General features: G+C 69.9%; 17 protein-coding genes. 6 read left to right on the forward strand and 11 right to left on the reverse strand.

The window, feature by feature from the left end; all coding sequences use genetic code 11:
- Positions 1-180: 180 nt before the first annotated feature.
- Both AN215_RS04730 and AN215_RS04735 read right to left on the reverse strand, forming a co-directional pair.
- Positions 181-1,131 (reverse strand): sulfite exporter TauE/SafE family protein, encoded by a 951-nt coding sequence (locus AN215_RS04730; RefSeq protein ID WP_245694235.1) that lies wholly within the window; start codon positions 1,129-1,131, stop codon positions 181-183.
- Between the two features lie 132 nt (positions 1,132-1,263).
- A complete protein-coding gene (locus AN215_RS04735) occupies positions 1,264-1,722 on the reverse strand; it encodes an RrF2 family transcriptional regulator (RefSeq protein ID WP_070010066.1) in 459 nt (152 codons plus the stop codon).
- A gap of 293 nt (positions 1,723-2,015) precedes the next feature.
- Between AN215_RS04735 and AN215_RS04740 the strand changes: the two genes are divergently transcribed.
- Positions 2,016-3,479, forward strand: a complete 1,464-nt coding sequence (locus AN215_RS04740) for a GntP family permease (RefSeq protein WP_070010065.1) — start codon at positions 2,016-2,018, stop codon at positions 3,477-3,479.
- Between the two features lie 66 nt (positions 3,480-3,545).
- Here AN215_RS04740 and AN215_RS04745 read toward each other — a convergent pair whose 3' ends face one another.
- Positions 3,546-4,352, reverse strand: coding sequence for a thioesterase family protein (locus AN215_RS04745; protein ID WP_070010064.1), 807 nt, complete (start codon positions 4,350-4,352; stop codon positions 3,546-3,548).
- A gap of 192 nt (positions 4,353-4,544) precedes the next feature.
- Between AN215_RS04745 and AN215_RS04750 the strand changes: the two genes are divergently transcribed.
- Both AN215_RS04750 and AN215_RS04755 read left to right on the forward strand, forming a co-directional pair.
- Positions 4,545-5,231 (forward strand): TetR/AcrR family transcriptional regulator, encoded by a 687-nt coding sequence (locus tag AN215_RS04750; RefSeq protein WP_070010063.1) that lies wholly within the window; start codon positions 4,545-4,547, stop codon positions 5,229-5,231.
- 159 nt (positions 5,232-5,390) lie between these two features.
- Positions 5,391-6,770, forward strand: coding sequence for an MFS transporter (locus AN215_RS04755; protein WP_070010062.1), 1,380 nt, complete (start codon positions 5,391-5,393; stop codon positions 6,768-6,770).
- A 149-nt stretch (positions 6,771-6,919) separates the two neighbouring features.
- Here the strand turns inward: AN215_RS04755 and AN215_RS04760 are convergent, their stop codons facing one another.
- Positions 6,920-7,369: a PaaI family thioesterase gene (locus AN215_RS04760; protein ID WP_070010061.1), complete on the reverse strand. Its 450-nt coding sequence runs from the start codon at positions 7,367-7,369 to the stop codon at positions 6,920-6,922.
- Between the two features lie 157 nt (positions 7,370-7,526).
- On the opposite strand from AN215_RS04760, the gene AN215_RS04765 reads away from it, so the two are divergent.
- Entirely contained in the window at positions 7,527-7,829 is a 303-nt protein-coding gene (locus AN215_RS04765) for an AMP-binding enzyme (RefSeq protein WP_070010060.1), read from the forward strand.
- Positions 7,830-7,920: 91 nt separating this feature from the next.
- Here the strand turns inward: AN215_RS04765 and AN215_RS04770 are convergent, their stop codons facing one another.
- Complete coding sequence (locus tag AN215_RS04770; protein WP_070010059.1) at positions 7,921-8,832, reverse strand: cytochrome c biogenesis CcdA family protein; 912 nt, start codon at positions 8,830-8,832, stop codon at positions 7,921-7,923.
- 15 nt (positions 8,833-8,847) lie between these two features.
- A complete protein-coding gene (locus AN215_RS04775) occupies positions 8,848-9,471 on the reverse strand; it encodes a redoxin family protein (RefSeq protein WP_070010339.1) in 624 nt (207 codons plus the stop codon).
- Positions 9,472-9,632: 161 nt separating this feature from the next.
- Between AN215_RS04775 and AN215_RS04780 the strand changes: the two genes are divergently transcribed.
- Together AN215_RS04780 and AN215_RS04785 are read left to right on the forward strand one after the other, a co-directional pair.
- On the forward strand, positions 9,633-10,805 hold the full coding sequence (locus AN215_RS04780; protein ID WP_070010058.1) for a CapA family protein: 1,173 nt from the start codon (positions 9,633-9,635) through the stop codon (positions 10,803-10,805).
- A 152-nt stretch (positions 10,806-10,957) separates the two neighbouring features.
- Positions 10,958-11,368 (forward strand): hypothetical protein, encoded by a 411-nt coding sequence (locus AN215_RS04785; RefSeq protein ID WP_070010057.1) that lies wholly within the window; start codon positions 10,958-10,960, stop codon positions 11,366-11,368.
- A gap of 52 nt (positions 11,369-11,420) precedes the next feature.
- Here AN215_RS04785 and dgoD read toward each other — a convergent pair whose 3' ends face one another.
- The 5 genes from dgoD to AN215_RS04810 all read right to left on the reverse strand — a co-directional run bounded on the left by dgoD (position 11,421) and on the right by AN215_RS04810 (position 17,986).
- Positions 11,421-12,569 carry a galactonate dehydratase gene (dgoD, locus tag AN215_RS04790; protein WP_070010056.1) on the reverse strand — a complete coding sequence of 383 codons (1,149 nt, stop codon included), beginning with the start codon at positions 12,567-12,569 and terminating at the stop codon, positions 11,421-11,423.
- A gap of 60 nt (positions 12,570-12,629) precedes the next feature.
- Complete coding sequence (locus AN215_RS04795) at positions 12,630-13,547, reverse strand: carbohydrate ABC transporter permease (RefSeq protein WP_070010055.1); 918 nt, start codon at positions 13,545-13,547, stop codon at positions 12,630-12,632.
- On the reverse strand, positions 13,544-14,518 hold the full coding sequence (locus AN215_RS04800) for a carbohydrate ABC transporter permease (protein ID WP_245694237.1): 975 nt from the start codon (positions 14,516-14,518) through the stop codon (positions 13,544-13,546). Before AN215_RS04800 ends, AN215_RS04795 begins: the two co-directional genes overlap by 4 nt.
- A complete protein-coding gene (locus tag AN215_RS04805) occupies positions 14,515-15,840 on the reverse strand; it encodes an ABC transporter substrate-binding protein (protein ID WP_070010053.1) in 1,326 nt (441 codons plus the stop codon). The genes AN215_RS04800 and AN215_RS04805 overlap by 4 nt, the downstream gene beginning before the upstream one ends.
- A 112-nt stretch (positions 15,841-15,952) precedes the next feature.
- On the reverse strand, positions 15,953-17,986 hold the full coding sequence (locus AN215_RS04810; RefSeq protein WP_070010052.1) for a beta-galactosidase: 2,034 nt from the start codon (positions 17,984-17,986) through the stop codon (positions 15,953-15,955).
- Positions 17,987-18,084: the final 98 nt, after the last annotated feature.

Below are 18,084 nucleotides of genomic sequence, written 5' to 3' on the forward strand. Positions count from 1 at the left end.
CGGCCGCGGATACCGCGAGAGGACGGCCATGGGAGCGCGAACCGGGCGGCGGGACCTGGCCGTACGGGCAGGAACCGAACGGGCCGCGCCGTGGCGGCCGTCCAGCGCCGTCCTCCGCATCGCGTGCGGCCGGCCGCGTCGGTGCCCGCCGCGTGGCGGACTCTGGGCGGCCGGCTCTCGTCAGGCCGAGGGCGCGCCTTCCTTCGCGGCGCCCCCGCCGGTGCCCGCGCCCGCCGTCTCGGACTCGGCGCCGGAGCCGGTGCGCGCCTCCTGCCGCTCGCGGGCGGAGTTGCGGCGGTGTTCCCGGATGGAGTACGCCAGCGCCGCCGCCCAGGCCGCGTACAGCACCACGTACACGGCCCAGCTCACCGAGCCGCCCGCACCGATCCAGTCGCTGCCGAGCAGCGTGCGCGTGTTGGTGATGACGATGATGCCGCCGACGGCCGAACCGAGGACGCGCGGCGGAACGTGCCGGACGAGCCAGGCCGCGATCGGTGCCGCGATCACGCCGCCCACCAGCAGCGCTCCCGCCCACGCGAGGTCGATGCCCTCGGAGCCCAGCCCGGCCAGGAACCCGATGCTTGCCGCGACGCTGACGAGGAACTCGCTGGTGTCGATCGAGCCGATCACCTTGCGCGGCTCAAGCCGCCCGCTGGCGAGGATGGCCGGAGTGCCGACCGGGCCCCAGCCCCCGCCTCCGGTGGCGTCGACGAATCCGGCGACAAGGCCCAGCGGGGAGAGGAAACGCTTCCGCAGCGGCTTGCCGAGGTTCTGGGAGGAGAAGCCCACGAAGGTGAAGCGGCCCAGAAGGTAGAGGCCCAGGGTGAGCAGGATGAGAGCCATGGCGGGCTCGGCGACGGCGGTGGACAGGCCGGAGAGCACCGTGGCACCGGCGAACGCGCCGACGGCGCCCGGTACGCCGATCTTCGCCACGACCTTCCAGTCCACGTTGCCGAAGCGCCAGTGCGAGGCGCCGGAGACCAGCGTCGTGCCGATCTCGGCCAGGTGCACCGTGGCGGACGCGGCCGCGGGGTTGGTGCCCACGGCGAGCAGCAGCGTCGTCGACGTGACGCCGTAGGCCATTCCCAGGCTGCCGTCGACCAGTTGGGCCCCCAGGCCCGCGAGCGCCAAGAGGATGAGCGTACGCATGCTGCCCCGATCTGGATCCCTAGTATTCCTACCGCTTTGATAGGGAAATCTGCCCGACGGTCCGGCGGCAGGTCAAGGGCGTCTCGTCAGCTGGACACGATCAGGGATCGGTGATCAGGGATTCGTCCACGATTCGGGCTGCTCCGCGAGCTTGTACACCCGCTCGGGAAGCTCGGAGCGTGCGATGTCGGCGAGCGTCACCTCGCCCAGGATCGCCCGTACGTTGGCGCGTACGGCGATCCACAGCGGCAGCAGCGACTCGGCCGGGCCCGTGTACGACAGCGCGGGCGGACGCTCGCCGCGTACGGACACGAGCGGGCCGTCCACCACGCGGATCACGTCCGCGACGGTGATCGTCTCGGGAGGTGCCCCGAGCTTGTAGCCGCCCTGCCCGCCGCGCCGGCTGACCACGAGACCGCCCCGGCGCATGTCGTTGAGGATGCCCTCCAGGAACTTGCGGGGGACGCCCTGCGCCTCCGCGATCCGCTCGGTCTTGAGCGGGCAGTCGTCACCCGCGGCCGCCAGTTCCAGCGCGGCACGCACCGCATAGTCCGCTCTCGCCGAGATCCGCATACCGGCATTCTCCTGCACCCGCGGACCGCGCGGTCCCAGGGACCGCACGTCGCTCCTGGAGTGGCCTGGTGCGTCCGCTCGGCGCGGTCCGCGGTCCGTCGTTCCCGTGCCGGTGCCTGTCACTCCCGGCGGCGCGACCGGGCGGAGCCCTCTCGGCAAATTAAGTATGACTATGAAGGTCCTAACCCTTGAATAAGTCGTACGTATGAGTTTGAGTATGCCCGCGATGAGCCCACGGTGGCACCGCGGCAGCGTCGCAACCGACCTGGGAAGATGACGTCCGGAGCACCTCGATGGAAGCAATTGAACCGGCATACGGCACAGCCGTCCTGATGCTGATAGCGGCCGGCGCCGTAGCCCTGCTCCTTTTCCTGATCATGAAGGTGAAGCTCCATGCCTTCGTGGCCTTGGTACTGGTGAGCGTGGTGACGGCGGTCGCCGTCGGTTTCCCGCTCGCCAAGATTCCCGACGCCCTGATGTACGGCTTCGCGGACACGATCGGATCGGTCGCGCTGCTCGTCGCCTTCGGCGTCATGCTGGGCCGCCTGCTGGAGATGACCGGCGGCGCGCAGACCCTGGCCGACACTCTGATCAGCAGGTTCGGGGAGAAGAGGGCGCCGCTGGCGCTCGGCGTGGCATCGCTGCTGTTCGGCTTCCCGATCTTCTTCGATGCCGGACTGGTCATCTTCCTGCCCATCATCCTGACGGTCGCCCGCCGCTTCGGCGGCTCGCTTCTGCTGTACGCGCTGCCGGCAGCGGGCGCCTTCGCCGCCATGCACGCCATAGTTCCGCCGCACCCTGGGCCGGTGGCGGCGGCGGAGGCCTTCGACGGCAGCATCGCCGTCACGATGCTCGTCGGCATACCGATCGCCGTCGTGGCGTGGTACGTCGGCGTCATGCCGGTCTCCCGCTACCTGGGAGCAAGGCTCGACGTGGCCGTGCCCGAAGCGCTCTTCGGCAAGGTCAACGGCGGCCAGGACGTTGCCGGAGACGCAGGCGCAGACGGCGAGGCAGACGCCGGCCGCGGGGGAGACGGCGACGGCGGGGACAAGGACGGACCTGCCGGCGGGCGCCCGCCGGCCTTCGCGACGGTCCTCTCCCTGCTGCTGCTCCCGCTGGTTCTGATCTCGCTCGGCACGGTCGTGGACACGCTCGTCACCGCCAAGGCAGTCGCCGAGGACGCGGGCTGGGTCGCCTTCCTCCGGCTGCTCGGTGACACCCCGGTGGCCTTGATGATCACGGTGCTCGTAGCGATCGCCGTGCTCGGACGTCCCCGTGCGTCCCTCGCGCGGATCACCGGCATCCTGGACAGCGCTCTCGGGCCGGTCTGCTCGATCATTCTGATCACCGGCGCCGGCGGCATGTTCGGCGGCATCCTCGAGCTCAGCGGCATCGGCGCGGCGCTGAGCGGGTCGCTCGAGGGACTGGGGATGCCGCTGATCGTCCAGGCGTTCGTCATCGCCACGCTGCTGAGGGTCGCCCAGGGGTCGGCGACCGTCGCCCTGACCACCACGGCCGGTCTGCTCGGCAGTGCCGTTGCCGACGCCGGCCTGGGAGACGTCCAGATCGCTCTCCTGGTCGTCGCCGTCGCTGCGGGGGCCACCGTTCTCTCGCACGTGAACGACTCGGGCTTCTGGCTGGTCAGCCGCTTCTTCGGGATGGACGAGAAGACGACTCTGAAGACCTGGACCGTCATGGAGACGACTCTGGGCCTGGCGGCGTTCGTGATCGCCGCGGCCCTGTGGACCGTCACCTGAGCCGGACCTGGAACGGGATTCGGTCACCGGGAAGCCTCGCCCGGCTCCCGGTGACCGGCGTCCGTCTCAGTCCCGGGGCGCCACGAACAGGCTCTGCACGCCCCGGCCGATCGGACCGTGCTCGTCGTGGAGCGCCGCCTCCGACATGCCGACACCGGCCGCGTCGATGCTCGTACGGGCGTCGACGCAGACCCAGTCGCCCACCGGGTGGCGGTGCAGATGCACCGTCAAGTCGGGGTTGACGAAGACGTGCTGGGAGAAGTCCAGCACGTTGCTGACCCCGTTGCCGGAGTCCGCCGCGGTCAGCACGCGGTCCAGCGGGGAGACCTTCTCCCCGTCGACGAGGGGGACGCGCATCCGCATCCAGCAGGCCGCCGGCCCCTGTGCGAGGAACGAGCCGTGCACGAATCGGGTCTCCATGGCCGTGTGGTAGCCGACGTCCCACGGGACGGGGAAGAAGGGCTCCGGCTCCGCGCTCCCGGGGCCCGGAACCTCCGGCTCCGGCGTCACCTGCGGCACCGCGCCGGGCAGCGTGCGGATGCGCAGCGCCCGGGCCCGCATGACCTCCTCGCCGCCCTCCGGTGTCAGGGACGCCTCCACCAGTTCGACGCTGCGCCCCTCGCGGACCACGCGCGTGACCACCGTCAGCGGCTTCAGCGGAACGGGGCGGGTGATCTCGAAGGTGATCCTGGCCAGGCGCATGTCCTCACGGGCGCCCGTACGCGTCCGCACCGCCCGTCCCAGCAGCGCGGCGGGCGGTCCTGCGTGCTGACTGCCGGCGGACCACGGGCCGCGGGTGTTCTCGGTCGGTACGTACCGGTCGTCCGACACCTGCTCGAAGAAGGCCTCGGCGGAACTGGTCTGTGCTGTCACGGCTGTTCTCCTGCCCGCTGGCTGGTCGCCAAGAAGGCTACTGGCAGGTAGTCGAGGTGTCACCCGGTCGTCGTGCGGTCTGGATGCAGGCCGGATAAGGGCAGGTCAGCGGTCCGGGCGCGCACTCCGCGGAGGGGTCTGAGGCGCTTCGGCGAAGTTGGAGGTGAAGCCATGTTCATGTATAAGTTGACCATGGCTACCACTGCGTCCGCGTCCGACGACTGGGACGGCGCACCGCTGCCTTCGATGGTGAATCCGGCTCTTCTGCGCGAGACGCCGGCCACGCAGCGCGGTGCACGCCGGCGATCGGAGCTGATCGCGGCGGCACGCAAGGTCTTCGAGCGTTCCGGCTATCTGGACGCCCGCCTCACGGACATCACAAAAGAGGCGAAGTGCTCAACGGGGTCCTTCTACACGTACTTCAAGAACAAGGAAGAGATCTTCGCCGCCGTACTCGAGGTCGCCCAGCAGGAGATGCTGCACCCCGGCATGGGCCGCCTCCCGGACAGCGGCGACCCGTACGCCGTGATGGAGGCGAGCAACAGGGCGTATCTGGAGGCCTACCGGCGGAACGCGAAGCTGATGGCTCTGCTGGAGCAGGTGGCGACGGTCGACCAGACCTTCCGTGAGCTGCGCAGACGCCGTGGTGAGGCGTTCATCCACCGCAACGCGCGCGGCATCGCGGACCTGCAGAAGCGCGGCATCGCCGATCCGGATCTGGACCCGATGCTGGCCTCGCGGGCCCTGTCCGGCATGGTCAGCCGCTTCGCCTTCAGCGTCTTCGTACGGGGCGTGGACCACCCCGTGGACTTCGACGAGATCGTCTACACGGTGACGCGGATCTGGGCCAACGGTCTGCGGTTCCCCGGCCACCGCTGAACCGGCCGCCCGGTCACCGCCCGGCCCGTCGTCGCAGCGCAGAAGGTTCTGCCGCGACTGTTGACACCGCAACGGCCTTCACCCAGGCTTCGCTCTGAAGTTGAACATGACGTCAGCTTACGGTGACCGGTCGCAGTCCACCCCTCGAAGGAGTGCCCGATGACTGAAACGGCAGAACCGAGCGGGGAGGCGACCGCGGCGCCGGGCGGGATACCGCCCAAGAGCCATCGCAAGCTGCTCGCCGCGGGGCTGATCGGCAGCTCCATCGAGTGGTACGACTTCTTCCTCTACGGGACGGCCGCCGCGCTGGTCTTCCCGCACGTCTTCTTCCCGTCCAGCTCGCCGCTCACCGCGACGCTGCTCTCCTTCAGCACCTTCTGGGCGGGCTTCATCGCCCGTCCGCTCGGCGGCATCCTCGCCGGGCACTTCGGCGACCGCTACGGCCGCAAGCCCATGGTCGTCGTCTGCCTGCTGGGCATGGGCCTGGCGACCCTCCTGATCGGATGTCTGCCCAGCGCGGAACAGATCGGCGTAGCCGCGCCCACGCTGCTCGTGGTGCTGCGCTTCGTGCAGGGTCTGGCCTGCGGAGGGCAGTGGGGCGGCATCGTGCTGCTGCTGACCGAGTCGACGAGCCCCAAACGCAGGGGATTCGCCGGGACGTTCGGGCAGATGGGCGTGCCGTTCGGCGTGATCCTCGGCAATGTGGCGTTCCTCGCGGCGACCGCCGCCATGTCGGAGTCGGCGTTCCTGAGCTGGGGCTGGCGCATCCCGTTCCTCTTCTCCGCGCTTCTCTTCCCCGTCGTGCTGTACATCCAGACGAAGGTCGAGGACACCCCGGAGTTCCGGGCGCTGCAGGCGGAGGTGTCGGAGAAGAAGCCGCAGAAGGTGGCCCGCGCGCCGCTGAGCGAGGCCGTACGCAAGGACTGGCGGAAGATCCTGCTCGCGTGCGGCACGCTGGCCGCCACCAACTGCCTCTTCTACATCAGCATCGCGGGTGTCCTCAGCTACGCGACCGAGGAACTCCACATGAGCCACGAGTCGCTTCTCGCGGTCTCGCTTCTCACCTCGCTCGTCGGCGCCGGGGTGATCCTCTGGTCGGGCGCACTGTCCGACCGGGTGGGCCGCCGGCCGATGGTGCTGATCGGGTCGGCGATGCTGATCCTGTGGGCGTTCCCGTACTTCTGGCTCGTCGACACCAGGAGCCTGTGGCTGTTCTTCGTCGCCCTGGCCGTCGGCAGCGTCTTCCAGTCGATGACGTACGGGCCCGCTGCGGCCTACATCGGGGAGCTGTTCGCGCCCAACATCCGTTTCTCCGGTGCCTCGTTGGCGTACCAGCTGGCGGCCATCACGGTCAGCGGCGCGACGCCGCTGGTGATGACCGCGCTCATCGCGGAGACCGGCTCGACGACCCTGGTGTCGGCGTTCGTGGCGCTCATGGGGCTGATCACCTTCTGCTGCGCATGGGCGCTGCGCGAGACCAACCCCCCGGAGGTACGGGCCGACCCGGACGCGGTGCCGGGCGAACTGCTCCACGCCTGACGAAGCCGGGCCGTGCGAGGGCCCGTTCGCGGCGGCGCGCCACTGCGAACGGGCCCTCGCACGCGGCGGGATCGGGCTCCGGTCCCGGCCGGGCTCCGGTCGGTGCGGGCTCCGTCCCGGTATCCGGTCCCCGTGTCCGCGCCGCCCGTTCAGGCGCTCCCGGTCTGTTCCGGGGCCGGTGCCTGCCCGTCCCCTCCCTGCGGACCGCCGTCGCCGGCGGGGAGGTTGGTCAGGCGCACCTCGCCGCGGGCGATGTCGCGGCCCGCGTCGTCGGTGACGGTGACGAGCCAGAGCTGCTGGGTGCGGCCGCGGTGGATCGGGGTCGCGGTGGCGGTGACGGTGCCCGAGCCGATGGCGCGCAGGAAGTTCGTATGGTTGGCGACGCCCACGACGTTGCCCCGGTCGCCGTACCAGACGGCCGCGCCGATGCTCGCGGCCGTCTCCACCAGCGAGCAGTACACGCCGCCGTGGACGATGCCGTACGCCTGGAGGAGATCGGGAGTGATCTCGCAGGTGACGACCGTCCTGTCGGCCGTCATCTCGGGGAAGTCCATCCCCACGGTCTTCTCGAAACCCGTCCCGAACCCGTTCCCCATCATTCACTCTCCACGTCGTCGAGGGCTCCGCCCGTGTCCGTGTGGGGACCAAGTATGCGCCGCAAGGCCGTTGCCCTGTCCAATCATTCCACACTGCTGTTGACGAACGTCGTGAACATGTAGAGCATGACGCAACGGTTACAGGTGAAGGGGAGACCCTATGACCGCCCACAGCGTGACTCCGTCCGTCGCCCCCGGCGCACCCCTCGTCCCCGGCATGTTCAACGCCTCCGACTACCTCCTTCAGTCAGCGGTCGACCCCGCGACGGCGGACCGCAGGGCGGTCACAGGCCCGGCCGGTCCGGAGGAACTCATCGAGTTCTGCCGCGACGGACTCGCAGCCTTCAAACGGCCGCGTGAAGTCGTCGTCATGGACGAACTCCCCACCACGGCAAGCGGAAAGCTGCGCCGCCACGCGGTGCGTGAGCTTGCCGCCGCGCGCCTTGCGCAGACGGGGGAGTGACCGGGGAGCGGCCCGGTCCCGCGCCTTGAAATGGCTATGGTTGTACGGCACTTGACGGATCGGCGGATGACGCCGGGCGGCCGTCCCGGACTCACTTGCCGACAGGGTCCCGCTCCACGGCCTGCTCGCCGGGGGGCGGTGTGCCGCCGGCCCGGCGCCCGCGCCGCCCGCCCCACCGGAAGCGCGCCGCCGCGACGACGAGCAGCACCGCGAACGCCCCCGCCACCACGGGAATCCCCGTCCACTCCAGAGCCGCAGCGAGTGTCCGCTGCATCGTGCCCGCGAATTCGATGACCGGGTCGCCGCTGAGCGAACCGCCGCTCAGCGCGCGGATCTCGTACCAGCCGTAGTACGCGGTGTAGGCGCCCACGAGCACCAGCAGCCCGCCGCCCAGACGTGACGCGACCGCCCCCAGACTCCGCAGCCGCCCGACGGTGGACGTACGGGCCAGCGCCACCGCCAGGGCCGCCGTACCGACGACTGCGCCCATCCCGGCGGCGTACGCACCGAAGAGCAGCAGCCCGCCGGCGGTGGAACCGGTGCGGAACGCCGAGACGACGATCGCCAGGAAGGGCGCGATCGTGCAGCCGAGCGAGGCCACGGCGTACGCGCCGCCGAAGAGCGCCATGGACGGAACGGAACGTGTGACGCCGGGCGCGCGGCGGACCTTGGGCAACAGCGCGGGCAGTTCACGCCCCGTCAGCAGCCACACACCGGTCCCCGCGAGCAGCAGCCCGAAGACCACCGTGAACCAGGGCAGGTGCTGCTGCACCTGGCTCGCGACAGGAGCGACGACCAGGCCGAAGACCCCGAACACGGCGGCGAATCCCAGCGTCATGGCAGCGGTCGCCGCCAGCGCACGCCCCACGGCGGCACCCCGCGAGGGCGAATCGTCGCCCAGCACCAGCAGCGACAGATAGGCAGGCAGAAGAGCGAAGCCGCAGGGATTCACCGCCGCGAGCATGCCCGCGGTCAGCGCCAGCGCGAAGGGCAGATCGGCCATGGGGCGTCAGGCGGTTCAGCCGGCGAGCCCGGCCACCTGCTTGCTCAGCTGGTCGGGCCCGGTCGCCACTCCCGAATGGACCGTCTTGCCGTTCTTGTCGAGCATCACGTACGAACTCTGCTGCGAGATGCCGAACTTCTTCCAGACGGCACCCTTCTGGTCGTTGAGATGCGGGAAGTTGCCGACCTTCTGCGCCTTGACGAAGCTGCGTATCGGGTCGGTCTTGTCCAGCCCGGCCACGCCTACGAAGTTGACCTTGCCCTTGTACTTGTCGGCGAGCTTCGCCGTCTGCGCCGCCTGACCCTGGCACGTCCCGCACCACGGCGCCCAGAACCACAGCACCGACGGCTTGTCCGCCAGCGACGCGCCCTTGAACTCCTTGCCGTCGAGTGTCCGGCTCGCGAACTGCAGCTTCGCGGGGGCGCCGTCCGGTGCCTTCTCTCCGGGGGCGACGCCCTCCGGGGCGCCTTCGCCCTTGCCCTTGTCCTCCTCCGGGGCCTTGCCGGCGCCGTCCGCCGAGCCCTTGTCCGCGGGCTCGGGGGACGCGGCGCCTCCGTCGTCCATGCCGCAGCCGGCAAGGGACAGGGAGCCCGCCACGAGCAGGGCGGTGAGGGCCACACGGGTTCGGCCGGCACGCATCATCTGAATCCTCTGGATCCTGTGGTGATCAATCGGGCTCGTCACGCTAGGAGTTCCCGCTCCGCGCCGGTCGGTCTTTGTCGGCAGCTGACTAATCCGGCCCGGTCGCCGGGGCCGCCGCGTGCGCATGCCATGATCGTACGGCCGCATATATTGCCCCGATGAGCGCCGAATCAGCCGGAACTGTCACTTTGTCCCTGTGCGGTGACGTCATGCTCGGCCGCGGTGTCGACCAGATCCTTCCGTGCCCGGGCGATCCGGAGCTGCGCGAGGGCTTCATGCGGGACGCGCGGGCCTATGTCGGGCTGGTCGAGACCGTCAGCGGGAAGATCCCCGCGCCCGTGGAGCCCTCCTGGCCGTGGGGCGACGCGCTGGAGGTGCTGGACGAGGCGGCGCCCGACGTCCGGGTGATCAATCTGGAGACCAGTGTCACGCGGCACAGCGGGTTCGACCCGGGCAAGGGCGTCCACTACCGGATGAACCCGGGCAACCTCGGCTGTCTGGGCGCCGCACGGCCCGACGTGTGCGTACTGGCGAACAACCACGTGATGGACTTCGGGCGGCCCGGACTCGAAGAGACGCTGGACGCCCTCGCGGACAGGGGTCTGCGGACCGCCGGCGCGGGACGGCACGCGGACGAGGCGAGCAGTCCCGCGGTCGTCCCGGCCGGCGCAGGACGGCGCGTGCTCGTCGTCTCGATGGGGACGCCCTCCAGCGGCATCCCGCTGGAGTGGGCCGCGGGGCCGGACCGTTCCGGGGTGAACTTCCTGGCCCGGCCCACCCGGGCGGCTGCCCTCCGGGTCTCGTCCCGCATGCGGGAGTCGAAGCGCCACGGGGACGTCGTCGTCGCGTCCGTGCACTGGGGCTCCAACTGGGGCTACGGCGTCCCGGGGAGCCAGCGGGCCTTCGCGCACGCGCTCATCGACGGCGGCGGCGTGGACGTCGTCCACGGGCACTCCTCGCACCATCCGCGGCCCGTCGAGGTGTACCGGGGGAAGCTCGTGCTCTACGGCTGCGGCGACTTCGTCGACGACTACGAGGGCGTCGAGGGGCACGAGGAGTACCGCGACGATCTGCGGCTGCTCTACCTCGTCTCCGTCGAGGCGGACACGGGTCGCTTCGCGGCACTCCGCATGGCGCCCTTCCAGTCGCGGCGGATGCGGCTGCGGCATGCGTCACCGCAGGACGCCGAGTGGCTGCGCGGCGTACTCGACGGCATCAGCGGCGAGTTCGGCGTACGGGTGGAGAACGGCGAGGATGGCATGCTCACCCTCCTGCCGGCGGACCGGGGCCGGCCGGATGCGGCGGACGGCGGTCACCGCGATCCCTCCTGACGGCGATCGCCGTGCTCCAACGGAGCCGTGTGCACCGGGAGTTCGTCCTGTGAGCATCGGTGGCGCCACGTCCGTCAACGGACGGTCCGGCCCGCCTGCCGCGCCGGTAGGGTGGCGCATTCAGTCTGTGGAACGCCTTTCACCGGAGAGACATGCTTCATCGCAATGCGCGGCACCTCGGGGCCGTCTTCCTCGCACTCGTGGTGCTGACGGGGGTGTCGAGCAACGGATGCAGCGACGGGGTGCCCTCCGGCCGCCCTGGAAAAGGCGACGATTTCGACCAGGACGACATCAGGGTCACCGTCGTTGAATGCGCGAGCAAGAAGCGCCCCAGCGCGACCGTGAAAGTCAGAGCCAACACCTCGCCGAAGGACCGCCGGTACTTCGTCGGCGTCGAGTTCCTCGACTCGAAGGGACGCGTCGTCGACAGCTCGTCGCAGAAACTGACACCCCAGCCCGATTCTCCGGACAAGGACGAGATCACGGCGAACGTCAAGTTCCCCATGAGCGAGCCCAAGAAGGCAGGTCAGGTGACCTCCTGCAAGATGGACCACGCGTTCTGACCGCGTCACGGTCCAGCGGTCGAGGCCCCGCCGGACAGCCCGCTCACCACTTTTACCACTCCGCGAAGGCGCCGTCCCCGTGCCGCCAGACCGGGTTGTGCCAGCTGTCCGCCGAGCCGTCCGCCGCGCGTACGGCCTTCTCGTCGATCTCGACACCCAGTCCCGGCCCCGTCGGCCGCAGCAGATGCCCCTCCTCGAAGCGGAAGACGGACCGGTCCGCGACGTAGTCGAGCAGCTCGGCACCCTTGTTGTAGTGGATGCCGATGGACTGCTCCTGGATGAGGAAGTTCGGGGTGCAGAAGGCCAGTTGCAGGGACGCCGCGAGAGCGAGCGGCCCCAGCGGGCAGTGCGGTGCGACCGATACGTCGAAGGTCTCGGCGAGCGTGGCGATGCGGCGGCTCTCCGAAATGCCGCCCGCGTGCGAGAGGTCGGGCTGGAGCACTGCGACCCCCGCCTGCAGCGCGGGCAGCACGTCCGTACGCGAGAAGAGCCGCTCCCCGGTGGCGACCGGCAGCGCCGTCGCGCCGGTCACCCTCGGAAGGAGGTGCGTGTACTCGGGCAGTACGGGCTCTTCCACGAACATGGGCGCGTAGGGCTCCAGCACCCCGACTGCCCTGATCGCGCCCGCGGTCGAGAAGCGGCCGTGGAAGTCGATCGCGAAGTCCCGTCCCGGGCCGAGGGCTTCACGTGCGGCCTCCGCCCTCGCCGCCACGTCGTTCAGTTCGGAGACCGTGGGAAGGCGGCTCATCCGCCCCGAGGCGTTCATCTTCACCGCGGTGAAACCGGCGTCCACCTGCGCGGCCACCTGGTCCCGTACGGCCGCGGGCTCGTCGCCGCCCACCCAGCTGTAGGCACGTGCCCGCTCCCGCACCGGACCGCCCAGCAGCCGGTGCACGGGAGCGCCGAGCGCCTTGCCCGCGATGTCCCACAGCGCCTGGTCGATGCCGGCGACCGCGCTGGAGAGCACAGGACCGCCGCGGTAGAAGGACCCCTTCGTCATGAGCTGCCACAGGTCCTCGACGCGCGAGGGATCGGCACCTACGAGGAACTGGCCGGCGAGCTCCTGCACGGCCGTACGCACGCTGTCGGCACGGCCCTCCACCACGGGCTCGCCCCAGCCGACGAGACCGTCGTCCGTCTCGATGCGGCAGAAGAGCCAGCGCGGCGGCACGGCGAAGGTCTCGACTCGGGTGATCTTCAAGTGGTGCTCCAGGTCGGTCAGTCGGTACTCAGGGCAGCCGGTGCGGAAGGTCTGTGCCGCTCATCCCTTCACGCTTCCCTCCGTCAGGCCCGTCCTCCAGTAGCGCTGGAGGACCAGCATCGCGACGGCGAGCGGGATGACGGACAGGAAGGCACCTCCGACGGTGTACTGCACGAGTTCGGGAATCCGGTCCTGGGAGGTCTGCCACGTGGTCAGACCCAGCGTGATCGGGTACATGCGGTCGTCGGACAGCATGACCAGGGGCAGGAAGTAGTTGTTCCAGATGCCCACGAACTGGAAGAGGAAGACGGTCACCAGCGCCGGCGACATGATGCGCAGCGCCAGCCCGAAGAAGATCCGTCCCTCTCGCGCGCCGTCCACCCGCGCCGCCTCCAGCAGCGTGTCGTCGACGGACGATTCGGCGAAGATCCGGCACAGGTAGACACCGAAGGGACTCACGACGCTGGGGATCAGCACAGCCCAGTAGGTGTTGGTCAGCCCCACCTTGTTGAACAGCAGGTAGAGCGGCAGCGCCAGCGCGGTGTGCGGCAGCAGCACGCCCGCGAGCACGGACTTGAACACCGCTTCCCGTCCGCGGAAGCGGTACTTGGCGAGAGCGAAGCCCGCCGCGGCGGCCAGCAGCGTGGCCAGCAGCGCGCCGACTCCCGCGTACAGCAGCGTGTTGGCCACCCAGTAGAGGTACACGTGGCCGTCGTAGCTGAGGACCTTGCCGATGTTCTCCAGCAGTCGCGGGCTGTCGAACCAGAACCCGTTGCTGCCGTAGATCTTGTCGGTGCTCTTGGTGGCGGCGATGACCAGCCAGTAGACCGGCAGCAGGAAGTAGACCGTGGCGACCGCCAGCGAGGCGACGAGCAGGATGCGGCCGGGCGGCGGTACGCGACGCGGGCCCGGAGGCGTGGTGCGTGCGGACGTGACAGGAGCCGCCGGGGCCGCTTCGGGGGTGGTCGTGGCACTCACCGCTCCCTCCTTTGCTTACGGGTGACCAGGCTGAGGAATCCGAACGACAGGGCGCAGGCCACGATGGCGAGAATGACGGCCTTGGCGGCGGCGAGATGGATGTTGGCGTTCGCGAAGGCGTCGTTGTAGGCATTGAGGTTCGGTGTGTAGGTGCTGGTGACGGCCGGGGTCAGCAGCTTGAGCACGAGCGGCTCCGCGAACAGCTGCATCGTGCCGATGATGGAGAAGACGCAGGTGAGCACCAGCGCGGGACGCACCAGCGGGATCTTGACGCGCAGCGCCGTCTGCCACGGGCCCGCACCGTCGATCTTCGCCGCTTCGTAGAGTTCCTGGGGGATGGACTTCAGCTGCGCGACGATGATCAGCATGTTGTAGCCCGCGAACTCCCAGACCACGATGTTCGCGATCGACCACAGCACGTTGTCGTAGCTCAGGAAGTCCGGTGCGGCGCTTCCCAGCGCCTCGGTGATCGGGCTGATCCCCGGCACGTACAGGAAGCCCCACAGGATGGTGGCGATGACGCCGGGAATGCCGTACGGCAGGAAGTACGAGGCGCGCAGCAGGCCCGCCCAGCGGTCGGAGAGCTGGTCGAGCATCAGCGCCAGCGTGAGCGCGAGAAGCAGCATCACGGGCACCTGTACGACGCCGAAGAGCAGCACACGGCCGAAACTGTCGACGAAGTCGGCCTGTTGGAGCGCCAGCGCGTAGTTCTCCAGACCGGCGAAACCGATGCTGGGTTCGCCGAGGCCGAGCGGTCCGTGCCGCTCGACCGTCAGGAGGCTCTGGTAGATCGCGTAGCCGATCGGCAGAACGAAGGCGAAGAGGAACAGCGCGAGGAACGGGCCCAGGAAGTACCAGGCGGCGCCGTCCGGCCTGGAGGAACGGCGGGCGCTCCGCGACGCGGAGCCGGGTGGGCCGGACGGGGCCGGTGGGCGGGTCTCGCCCGGCGAGTCGGCGGTGGCCGTCATCATGCGCTCCTCACCTTGAGGCCCTTGGCCCTGAAGTCGTCCAGAAAACGGCCCTGTATGTCGCCGAGGGCGTCGACGAGGGTGCCGTTCCCGGCGGCCACCCGCCCCATGGCGTCCTTGATGTGCTCGAAGGACTGACTGGTGGTCGGCGCCCACTTCCACGAGGTGTCCACGTTGCTGTCGGACTCCTGGAAGACCTCGTTGTAGTGCTGGCCGCCGAAGAACGGATCAGGCTTGCCGAGCGCGGACTCGCCGAGGTCGATGCGGGCCGCGGGCCAGCCGTAGCCCGCCTCGACGAGCAGGTCGATGCTCTTGGCGTCGGTGTTGAGCCAGTGTGCGAACTCGATGGCCTCGGCCGGATGCCGGCTGCCCTGAAGGACCGCCGTGGCGGAACCGCCCTGGTTGGCCGAGGCGTTGTCCCCCTTCTCCCACTGCGGGAGCGTGGTCACCCGCCACTTCCCCTTGGTGCCGGGGGCGTTGCCGCGCAGCAGCGCGTCGCCCCAGTGGGGACCGGGCCAGCTGGCCATCCGGCCGGTCTGTGCCGCCCTGTACCAGCCGCTCTGCAAGTCGGCCATGGGCAGGACGAGTTCGTCCCGGAGGAGTCCGTCCCAGAAGTCGGCGACCTCGCGGGAGAGTTCGGAGTCGATGTCGACGATCCAGGTGTCGCCCTCGGTACGTATCCACCGGGCGCCGCGCTGCCATGAGAAGGAGGCGAACCACAGGGCGCTGTTGGGCGCGAAGGTGGTGATGCGGGAGCCGCCCCCACGCTTCTTGATCTTGATCGCCGCCTGGCGGAACTCGTCCCAGGTGCCGGGGACTTCGGCGCCGCAGCGCTCGAAGATGTCCTTGCGGTAGTAGAAGCCCATCGGCCCGGACGCCTGTGGCATCGCACGGAGCTGCCCGTCGAATACGCCCTGGTTCCACTGCCAGTCGACGTACTGGTCCTTGAGCTTGTCCACGCCGTACTTGCTCAGGTTCGTCAGGCCGTTGACGAGCAGGAACTCCGGAATCGTGTGGTATTCGACCTGAGCCAGGTCCGGAGGGCTGCCGGCCTTCAGCGACGAATGCATCTTCTGGTAGCCGCCGTTGAGGCCGTTCGGCACGATCTGCAGCTCGACGTGGACGTCGGGATGCGTCTTGTTCCACAGGGCCACGGACTTCTGCAGTGGCACCCACGTCCAGAAGACCAGCTCGACCTTCTTGCCGTCCCTGCGCGGCGCCTGCTTCGTGAGCCGGGCCGCTCCCGCCGACTCGCCGCATGCGGCCAGCAGGGGAGTGGCGGCAGCGGCTGCGCCCCAGGAGAGGACCTTCCTACGGACCGGCATCTGACCTCCTTGTCAGGGGGTCCCCCCGGCCGGGGCCTTGGGGGGAGGGTCCCCCCGGCCGGGGCCTCAGGGGGAGGAGTCCCGCGGGCCTCAGGCCCGGGGGACCGTGGGCTCAGCGCTCCATGACCGCGACGCCGCGCGGCGGAAGCGACACGGAGGTGACCGCACCGGAGCCCGGGCTCAGACGGTCACTCATCGGCTCAGGGAGAGCGACGACGGCGGAGTCGTCGCCGTGGTTGAGCAGGAACAGGAAGCTGTGCTCGTCGTCCTCTCGGACCGTGGCCTGGACGCCGCTGGGCAGCCCGGGCAGCACGGGGTCCACCCCTGCCGCCTGCCGCACGTGGTCCAGCAGGCCGCGCATGGCTGTGTGTCCGAGCCGTGTCCCGACGTACCAGGCGGTGCCGCTGCCGTACTGGTGCCGGGTGACGGCGGGACGTCCAACCAGCTCGCCCGAGCCGAAGACCGCCACGGCCTCCGCACCCTCCAACTCCACGGCCTCGGACCACAGATCGCCTTCGGTGCCCGGCTCCAACTCCGGTCCGGCGGACGCCACACCCTCGACGGGCACGCGCACGCCCTCGTCCAGCGGCCAGAACTCCTCGACGCGCAGGCCGAGCAACTGCCGCAGCGGGGCCGGGTATCCACCCGGGTGTACGCGGTCGCGCTCGTCGACGATGCCGGAGAAGAACGAGACGAGGAGCTGCCCTCCGTCCTCCACGTACCGCGCCAGGCGGCGGGCGTCGTCCGCCCGGAGCAGATAGAGATTCGGGACGACGACGAGCTTGTAGCCCGCCAGCTCACTGGAAGGCGGAAGGATGTCGCAGGCCACGCCCGCGTCGAAGAGCGGCCGGTGGTGCGCGCGGTTGATCAGCGCCTGGTCGAGGGCGGTCGAGGGATGCGAGTCGAGCTCCAGCGCCCACCAGCTGTTCCAGTCCGTCAGCAGCGCCGTCTCCGCGCGTGAGCGGGTGCCCGCGATCTCCGGTACGGAGGCGAACTCGCGCCCGAGCTCGCTCACTTCGCGGAAGGCGCGGGTGTCCGTGCCGCCGTGCGGAAGCATCGCGGAGTGGAACTTCTCGGCGCCGCCCAGCGACTGCCGCCACTGGAAGTACATGATCGCGTCGGCGCCCTGCGCGACTGCCTGCCAGCTCCACAGCCGCATCGCACCGGGGGGCTTCGGGCTGTTGCGGGGACGCCAGTTCACCGCGCTGGGCGCCTGCTCCAGCAGCATCCACGGCTGCCCGCCGAGAGCCGAGCGCATGAGGTCGAAGTTGAACGCGGCGCGCAGGTGCTCGTCCGGATCGTAGGGGTCCTGGTAGAAGTCCAGGGACATCACGTCCTGGTGGCGTGCCCACTCGAAGGCGTCCACCGGCTTGTGGTGCGCCATCAGGTTCGTCGTCACCCGGGTGTCCGGCGTGAGGCGGCGCAGCACGGCCAGCTCCGCGAGATAGCACTGGCGCAGGGCGTCGTCGCTGAAGCGCAAGTAGTCCAGCTGCTGGGAGGGGTTGGCGAACGTGGGCGCGAGCCGGGGCGGCAGCACCTCCTCGAAGGAGTCGTAGCGCTGCGACCAGAAAGCGGTGGACCAGGCCTCGTTGAGGACGTCGACGGTGCCGTAGCGCTCAGCCAGCCAGCGGCGGAAGTCCGCGGCCGAGACGTCGCAGAAGCACTGGCGGATGTGGCAGCCGTACTCGTTGCCGACGTGCCACACCTCCAGGGCCGGGTGCTGCGCGTAGCGGGTGGCGACCTGCTCGACGAGCCGGGTCGCGTACTGGCGGTAGACGGGGCTCGAGGGGCAGTAGTGCTGCCTGCCGCCGGGCCACTTGCGGCGGCCGTCCTCCGTCTCCGGAAGGATCTCCGGGTGCATCCGCGACAGCCACGGCGGCGGTGACGCGGTCATCGTCGCCAGGCACACGCGGAGGCCCGCCTGCGCGAGGTTGTCCATGACGCGGTCGAACCACCCGAAGTCCCATTCCCCGGGGCGCGGTTCGACCCTGGCCCAGGCGAAGACACCGGCTGTCACCAGGGTGACCCCGGCCTCCTTCATCAGCTGGACGTCCTCGGCCCACACCTCCTCGGGCCACTGCTCGGGGTAGTAGTCGCCGCCGAAGTGGATCCGCCTGTCCGGCCCTTCAGGCCTGTCTGCCCTCATGCTGCTGCGCACCTTCGCCTCTCGGGTCGCGGTTCGCTCTCGGACGTCAAGCGTGGTCAATCCATTAATTATGAATTAACGTAAGTGCAGCCCGGATG

Source organism: Streptomyces abyssalis (assembly GCF_001751365.1).
In the GTDB taxonomy this organism is placed as follows: domain Bacteria; phylum Actinomycetota; class Actinomycetes; order Streptomycetales; family Streptomycetaceae; genus Streptomyces; species Streptomyces abyssalis.